General features: G+C 71.6%; 14 protein-coding genes and 1 pseudogene. 4 read left to right on the top strand and 11 right to left on the bottom strand.

Translation table 11 applies throughout. The annotated features are described in order from the left end of the window. The first annotated feature begins 95 nt into the window (after positions 1-95). On the top strand, positions 96-1,151 hold the full coding sequence (locus tag AC5WS8_RS03585; RefSeq protein WP_496101753.1) for a saccharopine dehydrogenase: 1,056 nt from the start codon (positions 96-98) through the stop codon (positions 1,149-1,151). Positions 1,152-1,198: 47 nt separating this feature from the next. Here the strand turns inward: AC5WS8_RS03585 and AC5WS8_RS03580 are convergent, their stop codons facing one another. Beyond that, positions 1,199-2,443 (bottom strand): serine hydrolase domain-containing protein, encoded by a 1,245-nt coding sequence (locus AC5WS8_RS03580; RefSeq protein ID WP_496101752.1) that lies wholly within the window; start codon positions 2,441-2,443, stop codon positions 1,199-1,201. A gap of 156 nt (positions 2,444-2,599) precedes the next feature. On the opposite strand from AC5WS8_RS03580, the gene AC5WS8_RS03575 reads away from it, so the two are divergent. Further along, positions 2,600-3,049 carry a PPOX class F420-dependent oxidoreductase gene (locus AC5WS8_RS03575; RefSeq protein WP_496101751.1) on the top strand — a complete coding sequence of 150 codons (450 nt, stop codon included), beginning with the start codon at positions 2,600-2,602 and terminating at the stop codon, positions 3,047-3,049. On the opposite strand, the gene AC5WS8_RS03570 is transcribed toward AC5WS8_RS03575, so the two are convergent. Continuing rightward, positions 3,046-3,945 carry an NAD(P)-dependent oxidoreductase gene (locus tag AC5WS8_RS03570; protein WP_496101750.1) on the bottom strand — a complete coding sequence of 300 codons (900 nt, stop codon included), beginning with the start codon at positions 3,943-3,945 and terminating at the stop codon, positions 3,046-3,048. The two genes, AC5WS8_RS03575 and AC5WS8_RS03570, sit on opposite strands and share 4 nt — an antisense overlap. A 112-nt stretch (positions 3,946-4,057) precedes the next feature. On the opposite strand from AC5WS8_RS03570, the gene AC5WS8_RS03565 reads away from it, so the two are divergent. Continuing rightward, entirely contained in the window at positions 4,058-4,654 is a 597-nt protein-coding gene (locus AC5WS8_RS03565) for a TetR/AcrR family transcriptional regulator (protein ID WP_496101749.1), read from the top strand. Positions 4,655-4,820: 166 nt separating this feature from the next. Here AC5WS8_RS03565 and AC5WS8_RS03560 read toward each other — a convergent pair whose 3' ends face one another. From AC5WS8_RS03560 to tkt, 9 genes and pseudogenes are all read right to left on the bottom strand, one after another. Then, entirely contained in the window at positions 4,821-5,672 is an 852-nt protein-coding gene (locus AC5WS8_RS03560) for a glycosyltransferase (protein ID WP_496101748.1), read from the bottom strand. A gap of 256 nt (positions 5,673-5,928) precedes the next feature. Further along, the gene (locus AC5WS8_RS03555; RefSeq protein WP_496101747.1) at positions 5,929-6,594 is read right to left on the bottom strand and encodes a TetR/AcrR family transcriptional regulator; all 666 of its coding nucleotides are present in this window, start codon (positions 6,592-6,594) and stop codon (positions 5,929-5,931) included. Positions 6,595-6,703: 109 nt separating this feature from the next. Next, positions 6,704-7,316: pseudogene (locus tag AC5WS8_RS03550) on the bottom strand (histidine phosphatase family protein). 6 nt (positions 7,317-7,322) lie between these two features. Next, complete coding sequence (gene gnd / locus AC5WS8_RS03545; protein WP_496101746.1) at positions 7,323-8,204, bottom strand: phosphogluconate dehydrogenase (NAD(+)-dependent, decarboxylating); 882 nt, start codon at positions 8,202-8,204, stop codon at positions 7,323-7,325. Between the two features lies 1 nt (position 8,205). Continuing rightward, a complete protein-coding gene (gene pgi / locus AC5WS8_RS03540; protein ID WP_496101745.1) occupies positions 8,206-9,864 on the bottom strand; it encodes a glucose-6-phosphate isomerase in 1,659 nt (552 codons plus the stop codon). Continuing rightward, entirely contained in the window at positions 9,848-10,795 is a 948-nt protein-coding gene (gene opcA, locus AC5WS8_RS03535) for a glucose-6-phosphate dehydrogenase assembly protein OpcA (protein WP_496101744.1), read from the bottom strand. Before opcA ends, pgi begins: the two co-directional genes overlap by 17 nt. Continuing rightward, positions 10,792-12,405 carry a glucose-6-phosphate dehydrogenase gene (zwf, locus tag AC5WS8_RS03530; protein ID WP_496101743.1) on the bottom strand — a complete coding sequence of 538 codons (1,614 nt, stop codon included), beginning with the start codon at positions 12,403-12,405 and terminating at the stop codon, positions 10,792-10,794. Before zwf ends, opcA begins: the two co-directional genes overlap by 4 nt. Next, positions 12,402-13,547: a transaldolase gene (gene tal, locus AC5WS8_RS03525; protein ID WP_496101742.1), complete on the bottom strand. Its 1,146-nt coding sequence runs from the start codon at positions 13,545-13,547 to the stop codon at positions 12,402-12,404. Before tal ends, zwf begins: the two co-directional genes overlap by 4 nt. Before the next feature lie 19 nt (positions 13,548-13,566). Further along, entirely contained in the window at positions 13,567-15,642 is a 2,076-nt protein-coding gene (gene tkt / locus AC5WS8_RS03520; RefSeq protein ID WP_496101741.1) for a transketolase, read from the bottom strand. Positions 15,643-15,788: 146 nt separating this feature from the next. Here tkt and AC5WS8_RS03515 point away from each other — a divergent pair, with 146 nt between their 5' ends. After that, on the top strand, positions 15,789-16,673 hold the full coding sequence (locus tag AC5WS8_RS03515; RefSeq protein ID WP_496101740.1) for a helix-turn-helix transcriptional regulator: 885 nt from the start codon (positions 15,789-15,791) through the stop codon (positions 16,671-16,673). The last annotated feature ends 14 nt before the right edge of the window (positions 16,674-16,687 follow it).

The following is a 16,687-nucleotide window of genomic DNA, read 5'->3' as shown; positions in this document are numbered from 1 at the left end:
GATCTCCGCCCCGGGCGCGTACCCTTCGTCGACGTCAGCCCCCGTCGGCGTCGGCCCTCACACCGCCGACGCCCCGCGCCCGGAGGTCAACCGCCATGACCGCACTCCACCTGTGGCTCCGCCACGAGTCCCGCACCACCGAACGGCGCACCCCGATCGTGCCGTCCGACGCCCGGCGCCTGGTCGAGAGCGGCGTGACCCTCACGGTCGAGGACTCTGCGCAGCGGGTGTTCCCGGCCGAGGCGTACGAGCAGGTGGGTTGCCGTGTCGTCGAGCCGGGGTCCTGGGTGACGGCGCCGCCCGACGCGGTGATCGCCGGCCTGAAGGAACTCCCCGACGAGCCCGCCGCGCTGGTCCACCGCCACCTGTTCTTCGGGCACGCGTACAAGGGGCAGCCCGGCGCCGAGGCCCTGCTGCGCCGGTTCACCGCGGGCGGCGGCGCCCTGCTGGACCTGGAGTACCTGGTCGACGACGACGGGCGGCGGCTGGTCGCCTTCGGCTACTGGGCCGGCTACCTGGGCGCCGCACTCGCCCTGCTCCAGCACCGGGGCCGGCTGACCGCGCCGCTGCGGCCGACGTCCAAGGAAGAGCTGGACGAGCAACTGCGCGCCGCCTCGGGCGAGGTGCGGGCGCTGGTGATCGGCGCCCTCGGCCGCAGCGGACGCGGCGCCCGGGTCGCGCTCGGCGTCGCCGGAGCCGACCCCACCTGCTGGGACCAGGCCGAGACCCGGGACCTGGACCGTCAAGCCCTGCTCGGCCACGAGCTGCTGGTCAACACCGTCATGACGAACCGTCCCGCTCCGCCCTTCCTGACGGACAAGGACCTCGACGAACCCGGCCGCCGGCTGCGCACCCTGTGCGACGTGACGGCCGACGTGGGCTCGCCCCTGAACCTCCTGCCGGTCTACGACACCCCGACCGACTGGGAGCACCCGGTGCGCCGGTTGCGCGAACAGCCCGTGCTCGACCTCATCGCCATCGACAACCTGCCGTCCCTGCTGCCCCTGGAGGCGAGCACCGACTTCTCGGCCGCGCTCACTCCGCTGCTGCTGGACTTCGAGGTGGGCGGCGCCTGGGGCCGCTGCCGGGAACACTTCGAGGCGGCGGTCCGGGCACTTCGGGCCGGGACAGGGGAGCCGGGCGGGGCCTGAGGCGGAACGGCTCGCAGAACCGGTCGGGGACGGGCCGGCGCCGGTGTTCACGCCGCGGATCTGACACGTCCCGGCAGGGCCTCGTGCACGAGCCGCTTCAGCTCCGGGTAGACCGTGTGCGAGCCGGTGGGCCGCAGCTGGGTGAGGAACTGGACCGTCAGGTCGTGGCGCGGGTCCACCCAGAAGGTGGTGGTGGCCACCCCGCTCCAGCCGAACGCGCCCCGCACCGCCGGGGACCGGGTGAGTGCCGGGTCGGTGACGACGGAGACGCCCAGGCCGAAACCGAGACCCGCCTTGCCGGGCTCGCGGTGCGCCCGGCTGCCGTAGGACCGCAGATCGGCGTCGCCCGGGAGGTGGTTCGAGGTCATCGCGGTGACCGTCTCGGCGGACAGCAGCCGGGTGCCGTCGAGCTCACCGCCGCGGCGCAGGAACTCCATGAAGCGGTGGTAGTCGTACGCCGACGCCACCATGCCGCCGCTCCCCGAGAGAAGACGGGGCCGTCCGTGCAGCGGCAGGCCGGGGACCGGGGTGATGCCGCCGCCGTCCGTCTCGCCGTACAACTCCGCGAGGCGCGGCGCCTGGGACTCGGTGACGTGCAGACCGGCGTCCTCCATGCCGAGCGGCCCGAAGACCCGTTCGGCGAGGAAGGCGTCCAGGTCCCGGCCCGAGGCGACCTCGACGAGCCGGCCCAGGACGTTGGTCGCCACCGAGTAGTTCCACTGCGTGCCCGGTTCGAACTGCAGTGGCAGCCGCGCGTACGCCTCGCAGGTCTGAGCGAGGTCCGTGCCGGGCACCACGGACGAGTCGATGCCCGCCTCCCGGTACAGCGCGTCCACGGGGTGGGAGTGGTAGAAGCCGAACGTCAGGCCGGCCGTGTGCGTGAGCAGATGGCGGACCAGGATGGGCCGTTCCGCGGGGCGGGTCCGCACGGCCGGTCCGGAGCCGTCCACGTACACCCGGGGCTCGGCGAACGCCGGCAGGAAGTCCGCGACGGGCGTGTCCAGCCCGAAACGGCCCTCCTCCATCAGGATCAGCGCGGCGACGGACGTGACCGGTTTGGTCATCGAGTACATCCGCCACAGCGTGTCGGTCGCGACCGGAAGCCGCTCGGCCACGTCGCGGTGTCCGTACGTGGTGAGGTGGGCCATGCGGCCGTGCCGGGCGACGGCCACCAGGTAGCCGGGCAGCCGGCCGTCGTCGACCTGGTGTGCGAAGTGCTGGTCCAGGCGGTCCAGCGCCTTCGCGTCGAGGCCGACCTCCTCCGGCTCGACCTCCTGCCGCAGGTGTCCCATCGTTCTCCTCCCTCCCGGTGCGGTCCCGGGCTTCCGGGGCCAACCTTTCATGGTTCCCCGTGCGACCGGGACCCGCACGTCCTGCGGTGCGTGACCGCTCCTGTGACAGCGTTCCCTGCGGGAATGCGCGGCTCGGCCCGGCGGGTTGACCCGGGTATGACTCAGGACGGGACACAGAACGCACTGCTCGCGCTGCTCTCCGAAGTCCGAGGTGGGGTGCTGGTCACCCTCAAGCGGGACGGCCGGCCGCAGCTGTCGAACGTCAGCCACTCCTATGACACCGACGAGCGGATCGTCCGGGTCTCGATCACCGACGACCGCGCCAAGACCCGCAACCTGCGCCGGGACCCCAGGGCCTCCTACCACGTCACGAGCGCCGACCGGCGGGCGTACTCGGTCGTCGAGGGCACCGCCGAGCTCTCGCCCGTCGCCGAGGACCCGTACGACGCGACGGTCGAGGAACTCATCCGGCTCTACCGCGACGTCCTGGGCGAGCACCCGGACTGGGACGAGTACCGCGCCGCCATGGTCCGCGACCGCCGCCTGGTGCTGCGCCTGCATGTCGAGCGCGCGTACGGCATCCCCAAGGGGATGAACCGGGGTTAGTGCCCCGGGAGGCGACCTTCGAGGCCGTCCTGGGTGCGGGACTCGATCGCGTGCAGGACGGCCACCATGTCCTCGTGGCCGTGGCCGAGCGTCACGGTCTCCTCGAACAGGGCGTGGCAGACGTCGAGCAACGGCGAGGCGACCCCCGCCTCGCGGGCGGCCCCGGCGATCAGCCGGTTGTTCTTCAGCACGTCGTGGGCCGACGCCTGCACCGCGAAATCGCGGGCGTACAGCTTGGGCGCCTTCATACGGGACACCCCGCTGGCCATGGGGCCCGCGTCCAGCACGTCCAGGAGGAGCCGCCGGTCCAGGCCGTGCCGGTCCGCGAAGTGGTACGCCTCCGACAGCCCGGTCACCAGCGTGATCAGGAACAGGTTGACCGAGAGCTTCGTCAGCAGGGCGTTGGGCGCGGCTCCGCAGACGAACGTCTCCCGGCACAGCGGCGCCAGCAGCGGCCGTACGAGCTGCACGGCCGACGCGTCCCCGGCCAGCATCGCCACCAACCGCCCGCTCTCCGCGGGCACCCTCGACCCGGAGACCGGCGCCTCGACATAGCGGCCGCCCGCCGCGTGCACATCGGCCTCGAGGGCGCGTGAGTAGTCCGGCGACGTCGTACCCATGTGCACCACGATGCGCCCGGCGACGCGTGCCGCGAAGTGCGGTGTGCCGCGGCCGAGGACGGAGTCGATCGCGAGGTCGTCGGCCAGCATGAGGATCACCACGCCCGTCCGCGCGAACACCTCGGCGGGATCCGCCGCCACCCCGGCGCCGGCCGCGCGCAGCGGGTCGGTGCGGGCGGCCGTGCGGTTCCAGACCAGGAGCGGGGTGCCGGCCCGGACCATCCGGAGCGCCATCGGCTGACCCATGACCCCGAGACCGATGAAGCCGACGTCCATGGGGACCGCCCTTCGTGCGAGGCGTCGTCAGGAGTTATGACAGCGGTCATAGTAGCGGCCTTTATGACGGCGGTCATAGGGTGGGGGCCGACAGATCGGGACGGAGGTCACGATGGCGGTGTCCGAGCGCGGGCCACGCGAGCGGATGGTCTTCAGCGCGGCCCAGCTGATCCGGCGCGACGGCGTCACGGCGACCGGCATGCGGGACGTCGCCGCACACGCGCGGGCACCGCGCGGCTCGCTCCAGCACTATTTCCCCGGCGGCAAGGAACAGCTCGTCAACGAGGCCTTGGAGTGGGCCGGCCGGTACGCCGCCGAGCGGATCGCCCGCTTCCTCGCGTCGATGGCCGAGCCGGCACCGAGCGGGCTGTTCGCCGCGATGGTCCGGCAGTGGACGGAGGAGTTCGCCGACACCGGCTTCGAGGGCGGTTGCCCGGTGGCCGCCGCCGCGGTGGACTGCGCACAGTCCACCGACTCCACCCGAGCCGCGGCCGCGGCGGCGTTCGCCCACTGGGCACGCCCCATCACCGAGGCGCTGACGGACATGGGAGTCCCGGCGGCCCGCGCGGAGCCACTCGCGACGCTCATGATCAGCGCCCTGGAGGGTGCCCTGCTGATCGCCCGCGCCGAACGGGACGACCGGGCCCTGACGACCGTGGCGCGCGAACTCGGACCGCTGCTCGACGAGAGTGTCGACAGCGGCACCTGAGGGCGGTCCTGGGAGGTACGGCCTGTGGCCCCGTGACCAAGCGGGTGCTCTCACCCAACCCCTGCGGGAACGAGTGGGGGTGTCAGGACCGAGGACCCGGACGGCTACCGCCTGCTGCTGTGTCGGCGGGGCCGGTCCAGCGCATGGCTGCGGCGCGCCGGACGTCTCACAGGCATCCCAGTGCTTGATACGTGGCGCGGGTCGTGGCGGCGATCTGCGACCAGGTGCGGTCACGGGCGACGATGCCCCACCAGGCGCGCGGATCGCTGCCGTCGGGCGGGGGCTGAAGGACGACGGGATCGACGACGTCCGGGACGACGCGCACCCGCTCCTCGGGCACGCCGCGCGCGAGGATCTCGGCCTTCACCGTATCGCTGGGCGCGAGCACGGCGTCGGCCTCGCGCAGGCAGTACGTCTCCGACGGGGACAGGGCACGGGCCGGTCCGCCGGCGGCCGGACGCCCGGGAGGCCGCGTCCGGCGGGGCTCCGCCGGGAGGGTGCGGACCTCGTAGACCACGGGAAGCCCGAACGCCTCGCGCAGGGCGAGCGCCACACGACCGTTGCCGTGGTCGCTCGCCGCGTGCAGCACCGAGGGCCGCAGCCGTTCGACGAGCCGCGCGGCCAGCTCGGCGTTGCGCGCGAGGAGCGGTCCGCCGCCGTGGGGCAGCCACCGGGGCAGGAGCCGGTGCTGGGGCACTCCGTCCAGCAGATCCAGCGACCGCGCGTCGAACACGCCGTGGGTGACCGGGAAGCCGATGCGCGTCACCACATGCGGATCGAGCCCCGCCTCCCACTGCGCCCGGACGAGCGCCTGGGTGCGCAGGGTGTAGCCCGTGCGCTGGTGCGGCAGCCCTTCGGTGACCAGGTGCAGCACACGCCCGGGCACGCGCCGGATGGGGCGCCCGGCCGGTGCCGGCACGGGTGCCTCCGACGGCCGGCACGAGCGGGTTCGTGCGGCGAGGACGGAGGCGGCCAGCGTCAGGGCGCGTACGGGACGACGGGACGGATCAGGGGGCATGCCGCCAGGCTAGGGCGCGCGGATGGCGGTCGGGTCACACGGGGTGCGGGCCACTCGGACGGCGGGCGCGCGGGGTGCGACCCGGCCCGGGGCGGGCGCGGGGGTGCGATGCGTGCGCGGGCGTTCGCCGGGGGAGCGGCGAGGGCAGGGGGTCGGGGTCCCCGGACCACAGGCCCGGACGGTCAGTAGCAGTGGCTGGGATGTTGCGCCCGTGTCCCCGGTGCCAAGAGGTGCTGCCGGGCCGTCCGCGGGGAGGTCAGTCCTCCGTGCGGTCCGCCGTCAGGTACGCGATCACCATGTCCCCGAGCATCCGGCGGTAGTGCTCGCGCCGGCCGGCGGCGACCAGGTCGCGGCCGAACAGGACGCCGAAGGTGTGCCGGTTGGCGACGCGGAAGAAGCAGAACGAGCTGATCAGCGCGTGCAGGTCGACGGCGTCGACGTCCGCCGTGAACAGCCCCGACGCCCGGCCCGCCGCCAGGATGCGGCCGGTGACCTCCAGGGCCGGCGAACCGATCGCGCCCAGCTCCGCGGAGGCGGCGATGTGCTCGGCGCCGTGGATGTTCTCGATGCCGACCAGGCGGATGAAGTCCGGGTGCTGCTCATGGTGGTCGAAGGTGAGCTCCGCGAGCCGGCGGATGGCCGCCACCGGGTCCAGGTGCTCGACGTCCAGTTCCTGTTCGGCCTGGCGGATCACCCCGTACGCCCGCTCCAGGACGGCCGTGAACAGCTGCTCCTTGCCGCCGAAGTAGTAGTAGATCATCCGCTTGGTGGTGCGGGTGCGGGCGGCGATCTCGTCGACCCGGGCCCCGTCGTACCCGGCGCGCGCGAACTCCTGGGTGGCCACGTCGAGGATCTCGGCCTTCGTACGGGCGGCGTCGCGGATGCGGCCGCCTGGTCGTGCCGGTTCGTCGACGCTGGTCATCGGGTTCCTCCGGACGGGTTGGTGCCCGCGATTGTAGAAGCCCGTGCCTGCGCCGGTGCCAGGAGGTCCACCCCTCCGTCCGCCTCTGCTGCTGTTGCTGACGTACTGGTCACGGCTGCGTGTCCCATTCCGCGACCACGGGCCGGCCGGGCTCGGTGGAGAGCCGGCTGAGCGTACCCGTGACCGGCTGGAACAGCCGGCACTCGGCGGCCGTGAGGTCGAGGCGGCGGGCGGTGAGCACCGCAGGAGGTGGGTGTGGGCCACGGGGACCGCGTCGTCCTCGGCGGGGCGGGAACGACGCGGGCCGGTACCCGGTCGGCGCGCGTCCCGATCGCGTCCGGCGACTCGCCGGGGTGACCGGTCGGGCCCGGTGGGGACCGTCGGTCCACAGGTACCGATCGGGGCGGGTGCGGTGGATCTCGGCGGTGGTGACGCCCTCGTGGCCGCCGTGGTCCCTCCCCGAGCTCTTCGAGCGGGAGGAGCCCCCACGTGGAGATCCGGGTCGGGGACCGCGCCGGACGGACCGGCGAGGTGGGCGGTGCGCAGGGCGCGGTCCAGTGGGCTGGTGAGGAAGCGGGCGAAGGTGCGTCCGGCGAGCAGCGGGGCGAGAGACTTGCCTGTTCCTCGCCCCGCTGGGTGAGCGGGAGGCCGGTGAAGCCGGTGTGCTTCCCCGTGACGCTCCAGTCGGTCGCGCCGTGGCGGACCGGCAGGAGCGCGCCCACGGCTGGTTACTCCTTCGTGGACTCGACCGCGTGGCCGCCGAACTGGTTGCGCAGCGCGGCGATCATCTTCATCTGCGGGGAGTCGTCCTGCCGCGAGGCGAACCGGGCGAAGAGGGACGCCGTGATGGCGGGCAGCGGCACCGCGTTGTCGATGGCGGCCTCGACGGTCCAGCGACCCTCGCCGGAGTCCTCGGCGTAACCGCGCAGCTTGACCAGGTGCTCGTCCTCGTCCAGGGCGTTGACCGCCAGGTCGAGCAGCCAGGAGCGGATGACGGTGCCCTCCTGCCAGGAGCGGAAGACCTCGCGGACGTTCTCCACCGACTTGACCTTCTCCAGCAGTTCCCAGCCCTCGGCGTAGGCCTGCATCATGGCGTACTCGATGCCGTTGTGGACCATCTTCGAGAAGTGCCCGGCGCCGACCCTGCCCGCGTGGACGTAGCCGTACGGCCCCTCCGGCTTGAGCGCGTCGAAGATCGGCTGGAGCCGGTCGACGTGCTCCCTGTCACCGCCGACCATCAGCGCGTAGCCGTTCTCCAGGCCCCACACCCCGCCGGAGACACCCGCGTCGATGAAGCCGATGCCCTTGATGCCGAGCTCGGCGGCGTGCTTCTCGTCGTCCGTCCAGCGGGAGTTGCCGCCGTCCACCACGACGTCGCCGGGGGAGAGCAGAGCGGCGAGTTCGTCGATCGTCGACTGGGTGGGGGCGCCGGCCGGGACCATCACCCAGACCACTCGCGGCGCTTCGAGCTTCTCGACGAGTTCGTTGAGGCTCTTGACGTCCGAGACCTCGGGGTTGCGGTCGTAGCCGACGACGGTGTGGCCCGCGCGGCGGATCCGCTCGCGCATGTTGCCGCCCATCTTGCCGAGACCGATGAGTCCGAGCTGCATGTCAGTTCACTTCTTCCGGATCGTTCTTGAGCGTGCGGTAGGCCGCCACGAGGGCGGCCGTCGACGGGTCCAGGCCGGGGACGTCGGCACCCCGGGTCAGGGCGGGCTCGACGCGCTTGGCGAGCACCTTGCCGAGTTCGACGCCCCACTGGTCGAAGGAGTCGATGTGCCAGATCGCGCCCTGCACGAACACCTTGTGCTCGTAGAGGGCGATCAGCTGCCCGAGGACCGACGGCGTCAGCTCGGCGGCCAGGATCGTGGTGGTGGGGTGGTTGCCCTTGAGGATGCGGTGCGGCACCTGCTCCTCGGGCACGCCCTCCGCGCGCACCTCCTGCTCCGTCTTGCCGAAGGCGAGCGCCTGGCCCTGGGCGAACAGGTTGGCCATCAGCAGGTCGTGCTGCGCCTCGAGCTCGTCGCCGAGCCCGGCGACCGGGTTCGCGAAGCCGATCAGGTCGGCCGGGATCAGCTTGGTGCCCTGGTGGATGAGCTGGTAGTAGGCATGCTGCCCGTTGGTGCCCGGGGTGCCCCACACCACCGGCCCGGTCTGCCACTGCACCGGGTGCCCGTCACGGTCCACCGACTTGCCGTTGGACTCCATGTCCAGCTGCTGCAGATACGCGGTGAACTTCGACAGGTAGTGCGAGTACGGCAGCACCGCGTGCGACTGGGCGTCGAAGAAGTTGCCGTACCAGACGCCCAGCAGGCCGAGCAGCAGCGGTGCGTTGGCCTCGGCCGGCGCGTTCCGGAAGTGCTCGTCGACGATGCGGAAACCGTCCAGCATCTCCCGGAACCGCTCCGGGCCGACCGCGATCATCAGAGACAGTCCGATCGCGGAGTCGTAGGAGTACCGGCCGCCGACCCAGTCCCAGAACTCGAACATGTTCTCCGGGTCGATACCGAACTCGGTGACCTTCCCGGCGTTCGTCGACAGGGCGACGAAGTGCCTGGCGACCGCCTTCTCGTCGCCCTCGAACGCCGTGAGCAGCCAGGACCGGGCCGAGGTCGCGTTCGTGATCGTCTCGATCGTGGTGAACGTCTTCGACGCGACGATGAACAGCGTCTCCGCCGGATCCAGGTCGCGCACCGCCTCGTGCAGGTCGGCCCCGTCCACGTTCGACACGAACCGGAACGTCAACTCCCGTGCGGTGAAGGCGCGCAGCGCCTCGTACGCCATCGCGGGGCCCAGGTCCGAGCCGCCGATGCCGATGTTGACGACGTTCCTGATCCGCCTGCCGGTGTGGCCGGTCCACTCGCCCGACCGGACCCGGTCGGCGAAGTCGGTCATCTTGTCGAGCACCGCGTGCACCTGGGGCACCACGTTCTCGCCGTCGACCTCGATCACCGCGTCACGCGGTGCGCGCAGCGCGGTGTGCAGCACGGCCCGGTTCTCGGTGGTGTTGATCCTCTCGCCGCGGAACATGGCGTCGCGCAGCCCGAACACGCCGGTGGCGGTGGCCAGTTCCTGGAGCAGCGCGAGGGTCTCGTCGGTGATCAGGTGCTTGGAGTAGTCGATGCGCAGATCACCGACGCGCACGACGTAGCGTTCCGCACGCCCGGGGTCCTGGTCGAACAGCTCCCGCAGGTGCGTGTGCCACCGGGCACGGTGGTCCTCCAGTTCGGTCCACTCGGGCCGCCGGGTGAGCCTAGGGCTGTCGGACATGAGCGGCCTCCTCCCTGACACCGTCACCGCCGCGCAGGGCGATGGCGTACATGTCGTCCGCGTCGAGGCGGCGCAGCTCCTCGGCGATCAGTTCGGAGGTCGGGCGCACCTTCAGCGCCAGGGTGCGCGAGGGCTGGCCCGGCAGGGTGAGGGTGGCCAGCGGGCCCTCGGGCCGGTCGATGACGATCTCGCCCTTGTCGGTGCCCAGCCGGACGGCCGTGACGACCGGTCCCGCGGTGACGACCCGGTCGACGGACACCTTGAGGCGGGCCTCCAGCCAGCGGGCCAGCAGTTCGGCGGCCGGGTTCTCCGCCTCGGCCTCCACGGCCGCGGAGATCACCTCGGTGCGGGCCTGGTCGAGCGCGGCGGCCAGCATCGACCGCCACGGCGTCAGCCGGGTCCAGGCCAGGTCGGTGTCGCCCGGCGCGTACGAGGCGACTCGGGCCCGCAGCACGCGCTGCGGGTCCTCGACGGCGTACAGGTCGGTGATGCGGCGCTGCGCGAGGGCGCCCAGCGGGTCCTTGGCCGGGTTGTCCGGCGCGTCCACCGGCCACCACACGACGACGGGCGCGTCCGGCAGCAGCAGCGGCAGGACCACCGAGTCGGCGTGGTCGGACACCTCGCCGTACAGCCGCAGCACGACCGTCTCGCCGGTCCCGGCGTCGGCACCCACCCGGACCTCGGCGTCCAGGTGCGACCGGGTGCGGTCGCGTGGGGTGCGGGCCTGCCGCTTGATGACCACCAGGGTCCGCGAGGGGTGCTCGTGCGAGGCGTCCTCGGCCGCCTTCATCGAGTCGTAGGCGTTCTCCTCGTCGGTCACGATGACCATGGTCAGGACCATGCCCACCGCCGGGGTGCCCAGGGCGCGGCGGCCCTGCACCAGTGCCTTGTTGATCTTGCTTGCCGTGGTGTCGGTCAGGTCGATCTTCATGGCCTGCGCCAGCTCCGTCCGTCTCGTGCGAGCATCTCGTCGGCTTCCTCGGGACCCCAGCTGCCCGAGTCGTACTGCGCGGGCTTGCCGTGCGTCGCCCAGTACTCCTCGATCGGGTCGAGGATCCTCCAGGACTCCTCCACTTCCTCCGTACGGGGGAAGAGGTTGGCGTCGCCGAGCAGTACGTCCAGGATCAGCCGTTCGTACGCCTCCGGGCTGGACTCGGTGAACGACTCGCCGTAGGCGAAGTCCATCGTGACGTCCCGTATCTCCATCGATGTACCCGGCACCTTGGAACCGAAGCGAACGGTCATCCCTTCGTCCGGCTGCACCCGGATGACGATCGCGTTCTGGCCGAGTTCCTCGGTGGCCGTGGTGTCGAACGGAGAGTGGGGCGCCCGCTGGAAGACGACCGCGATCTCGGTGACGCGGCGGCCCAGGCGCTTGCCCGTCCTGAGGTAGAACGGCACGCCCGCCCAGCGGCGGTTGTCGACCTCCAGCTTGATCGCCGCGTAGGTGTCCGTGGTGGACGCGGGGTCGATGCCCTCCTCCTGGAGGTAGCCGCGCACCTTCTCACCGCCCTGCCAGGCGGCCGCGTACTGGCCGCGCACGGTGTGCGCCCCGAGGTCCCCCGGCAGCTTCACCGACTTCAGGACCTTCATCTTCTCGGTGACCAGCGACGCGGCATCGAAGGCGATGGGCTCCTCCATGGCCGTCAGGGCCATCAGCTGGAGCAGGTGGTTCTGGATGACGTCCCGGGCGGCGCCGATGCCGTCGTAGTAGCCGGCGCGGCCGCCGATGCCGATGTCCTCGGCCATGGTGATCTGCACGTGGTCCACGAAGGACCGGTTCCAGACCGGTTCGTACATCGTGTTGGCGAACCGCAGCGCCAGGATGTTCTGGACGGTCTCCTTGCCCAGGTAGTGGTCGATGCGGAACACCTGCTCCGGCTCGAACACCTCGTGCACGATCCGGTTCAGCTCGCGGGCGCTCGCCAGGTCGCGGCCGAACGGCTTCTCGATGACCGCGCGCCGCCAGGAGCCCTCCGGGGCGTCGGCGAGGCCGTGCTTCTTGAGCTGCTGCACGACCTTCGGGAAGAACTTCGGCGGCACCGAGAGATAGAACGCGTAGTTGCCGCTGGTGCCCCGGGAGGCGTCCAACTCGTCGACAGCGGACTTCAGCTGCTTGAACGCCATGTCGTCGTCGAAGTCGCCCGGGATGAACCGCATGCCCTCGGCGAGCTGCTGCCACACCTCCTCGCGGAAGGGCGTACGGGCGTGCTCGCGCACCGCGTCGTGCACCACCTGCGCGAAGTCCTGGTCGGCCCAGTCGCGTCGGGCGAATCCGACGAGGGAGAAGCCCGGCGGCAGCAGACCACGGTTGGCCAGGTCGTAGACCGCCGGCATCAGCTTCTTGCGGGACAGGTCGCCGGTGACACCGAAGATGACCAGTCCCGACGGGCCCGCGATTCGGGGCAGACGACGGTCCCGGGGGTCGCGCAGCGGATTGCCCCAGGCGGACGAACCACTGTCCGGAGGGGTGAGGGCGGCTTCGAGGACCAGCGTGCTCTCGGCCGGAGCCGCGCCCTGCGCCATGTTCCCGTCGCTCATTCCGCGTCAACTCCCTTGCCGTTCAGGGACTTCGTCACGGCGTCCAGCAGGTCCTGCCAGGCCGTCTCGAACTTCGCGACGCCCTCGTCCTCGAGCTGCCGCACGACCTCGTCGTAGGAGATCCCGAGCCGCTCCACGGCCGCCAGGTCAGCGCGGGCCTGCTCGTAGCCACCCGTCACCGTGTCGCCCCGGATGTCGCCGTGGTCGGCGGTGGCGCCGAGAGTGGCCTCCGGCATGGTGTTGACCGTGCCGGGCGCGACCAGTTCGTCGACGTACAGGGTGTCCTTGTACGCCGGGTCCTTCACACCGGTGGAGGCCCACAGGGGGCGCTGCCTGTTCGCGCCCGCGGTCTCCAGTGCGCTCCACCGCTCGGCCGCGAACACCTTCTCGTACGCCTCGTAGGCGAGACGCGCGTTGGCCAGGGCGGCCCTGCCCTTGAGGGCGAGTGCCTCGTCCGTGCCGAGCTTCGTCAGGCGCTTGTCGATCTCGGTGTCGACGCGGGAGACGAAGAAGGAGGCGACGGAGTGGACGGCGGACAGGTCGAGCCCGGCGGCCCGGGCCTTCTCCAGGCCGGCGAGGTAGGCGTCCATCACCTGGCGGTAGCGCTCCAGGGAGAAGATCAACGTCACGTTGACGCTGATGCCCCGGCCGACGACCTCGGTGATGGCCGGCAGGCCCGCCTCGGTCGCCGGGATCTTGATCATCACGTTGGGGCGGTCGACGAGCCAGGCGAGCTGCTTGGCCTCGGCGATCGTCGCCGCCGTGTGGTGGGCCAGTCGCGGATCGACCTCGATCGAGACCCGGCCGTCCCGGCCGTCCGTCGCGTCGTACACCGGCCGCAGGAGGTCGGCGGCGGCCCGGACGTCGGCGGTGGTCATCATGCGGACGGCCTCCTCGACCGTCACACCGCGCACGGCCAGGTCGGCCAACTGCTCCTCGTAGCCCTCTCCGGAGCCGATGGCGGCCTGGAATATGGACGGGTTGGTGGTGACGCCCACCACGTGCCGGGTGGCGATGAGTTCGGCGAGGTTGCCGGACGCGATCCGCCTGCGGGACAGGTCGTCCAGCCAGATCGACACCCCCGCCTCGGACAGGCGCTTCAGGGGCGCCGCGGGTGCGGTTGCTTCGGTCACTGTGATCATCTTCCTTCTGGCGATCGGATCAACCGCGGACGGCGGCAAGAGATTCCTTGGCGGCGGCGACGACGTTCTCCGGCGTGAAGCCGAACTCGCGGAAGAGCACCTTGGCGTCGGCCGAGGCGCCGAAGTGCTCCAGGGACACGATGCGGCCCAGGTCGCCGACGAACCGGTACCAGGTCAGGCCGATACCGGCCTCGACCGCCACCCTGGCCTTCACGGACCGCGGCAGGACGCGCTCGCGGTACTCGGCGGGCTGCTCCTCGAACCACTCCACGGACGGCATCGACACCACCCGGGTGCCCACGCCCTCGGCCTCCAGCAGCTCCCGCGCGGCGACGGCGAGCTGCACCTCGGAACCGGTGGCGATGAGGATGACGACCGGGGTCCCGGTGGAGGACTCCTTCAGGACGTAACCGCCCTTGGCCGCATCGGGGTCGGGGGCGTACGTCGGCACGCCCTGACGGGTGAGCGCGAGGCCGTGCGGGGCGGGGTTGGTGGAGTGCCGCTTGAGGATCTCGGCCCAGGCGACGGCGGTCTCGTTGGCGTCGGCCGGGCGCACGACGTTCAGGCCCGGGATGGCGCGCAGCGCGGCCAGGTGTTCGACCGGCTGGTGGGTCGGGCCGTCCTCGCCGAGGCCGATGGAGTCGTGCGTCCACACGTACGTCACCGGGAGCTGCATCAGGGCGGACATACGCACGGCGTTGCGCATGTAGTCGGAGAACACCAGGAACGTGCCGCCGTAGATGCGGGTGTTGCCGTGCAGCGCGATGCCGTTCATCTCCGCGGCCATCGAGAACTCGCGGATGCCGAAGTGGATCGTGCGTCCGTAGGGGTCCGCCTCCGGCAGCGGGTTGCCGACCGGAAGGAAGGAGCTGTTCTTGTCGATGGTCGTGTTGTTCGACCCCGCGAGGTCGGCGGAGCCGCCCCACAGCTCGGGGATCACCGCACCCAGCGCCTGCAGCACCTTGCCGGAGGCGGCACGCGTGGCGACGGGCGCGCCCTCCTCGAACTCCGGGAGCGCCTGCTCCCAGCCGTCGGGGAGCTGGCCTGCCACGACACGGTCGTACAGCTTCGCGCGCTCGGGCTGGGCGCCGCGCCACTCGGCGATCCGCTTGTCCCAGGCGGCGTGCGCCTCGGCGCCCCGGTCCAGGGCCTGACGGGTGTGGGCGAGGACCTCGTCCGCGACCTCGAAGGACTTCTCCGGATCGAAGCCCAGGACCCGCTTGGTGGCGGCGACCTCGTCCGCGCCCAGCGCGGAGCCGTGCGCGGCCTCGGTGTTCTGCGCGTTCGGGGCCGGCCAGGCGATGATCGTGCGCATCGCGATGATCGAGGGGCGCTCGGTCTCGGCCTGCGCCGCCTTGAGCGCCGCGTACAGCGCGTGGACGTCGATGTCGCCGTTCTCGGCGGGCTCCACGCGCTGGGTGTGCCAGCCGTAGGCCTCGTACCGCTTCAGCACGTCCTCGGAGAACGCCGTCGCGGTGTCGCCCTCGATGGAGATGTGGTTGTCGTCGTAGAGGAGGACGAGGTTGCCGAGTTTCTGGTGGCCGGCCATCGAGGAGGCCTCGGCGGAGACGCCCTCCTCCAGGTCGCCGTCGGAGACGATCGCCCAGATCGTGTGGTCGAAGGGGGACTCGCCCGCGGGAGCGTCCGGGTCGAACAGGCCGCGCTCGTAGCGGGCGGCCATCGCCATGCCCACCGCGTTGGCGGCGCCCTGCCCGAGCGGGCCGGTGGTGGTCTCGACACCGGCCGTGTGCCCGTACTCGGGGTGACCGGGGGTCTTTGAGCCGTGCGTGCGGAAGGCCCTGAGGTCGTCCAGCTCGAGTTCGTAGCCGGCCAGGAAGAGCTGCGTGTAGAGGGTGAGCGAGGTGTGGCCGGGAGAGAGGACGAAGCGGTCGCGGCCCGTCCACTCCGGGTCCGCCGGATCGTGGCGCATCACCTTCTGAAAGATCGTGTACGCGGCCGGGGCCAGGCTCATCGCGGTGCCCGGGTGGCCGTTGCCGACCTTCTGCACGGCGTCGGCGGCCAGGACGCGGGCGGTGTCGACGGCACGCCGGTCGAGCTCGGTCCATTCGAATCGGTCGGTGCTCTGCGCACTCATCTTCAAAAAGTCCTCACTGGATGCGGAATCACTGGTGGAACGCGTTCAAACCTAAAAGTCTGACTTTTGCGAGGGAAGGTGCACCTGTGTCAGCCTTCGGTGAAAGTGGGACATCGGTGGCGGTACCGAGGCGGCACGAGAAGGACATGGCGCACAGAACCATGCAAGACGGCGGGATAAGGACATACGCGTTCCCGGTCGACCTGAGCGTCTGCGGCGTGGGCATGCAGGTGGGGCCCATGAAGCCGGAGCGCACCTGGCACCCGGACGCGCCGCTCGAGCGCGTCCATCGCATCGACTTCCATGTCGTGATGCTCTTCACTGGCGGCCCCGTGACACACATGGTGGATTTCGCCGAGTACGAGATGACCGGCGGCGACCTTCTGTGGATCCGCCCCGGGCAGGTCCACCGCTTCTCCCGGGCGAGCGAGTACCGCGGCACCGTGCTCACCATGCAACCCGGCTTCCTGCCCCGTGCGGCGGTGGAGGCCACGGGCCTGTACCGCTACGATCTGCCGCCGCTGCTGCACCCGGACCCGGCGCAGCTCGCCGCGCTCCGGGCGGCACTCGCCCATCTCCGGCGCGAGTACGAGGACACCACCACGCTGCCGCTCACCGCGCACACCGAGGTGCTGCGGCACTCGCTGACCGCGTTCCTGGTACGCCTCGCCCACCTCGCGGCCGGCTCCGTCGAGGCGTCCCGCGACCAGGCCGACACCCCCTTCACCCGCTTCCGCAACGCGGTGGAGAGGGACTTCGCCACCAACCACAGCGTCAGCGCCTACGCCGACGCCCTCGGCTACTCCCGCCGCACCCTGGTCCGCGCCGTGCGCGCCGCCACCGGTGAGACGCCCAAGGGTTTCATCGACAAGCGCGTGATCCTCGAGGCCAAGCGTCTGCTGGCGCACACGGACCTGCCGATAGGGCGCGTCGGCGCCGCCGTGGGCTTTCCCGACGCGGCGAACTTCTCCAAGTTCTTCCACCAGCACACGGACACGACGCCGGCGGCGTTCCGGGCGGAGCTGCGCTGAGCCCGGTGCACGGG

This window comes from Streptomyces sp. PTL18 (assembly GCF_059510295.1).
This window is presented reverse-complemented; position numbering and strand designations above follow the sequence as displayed.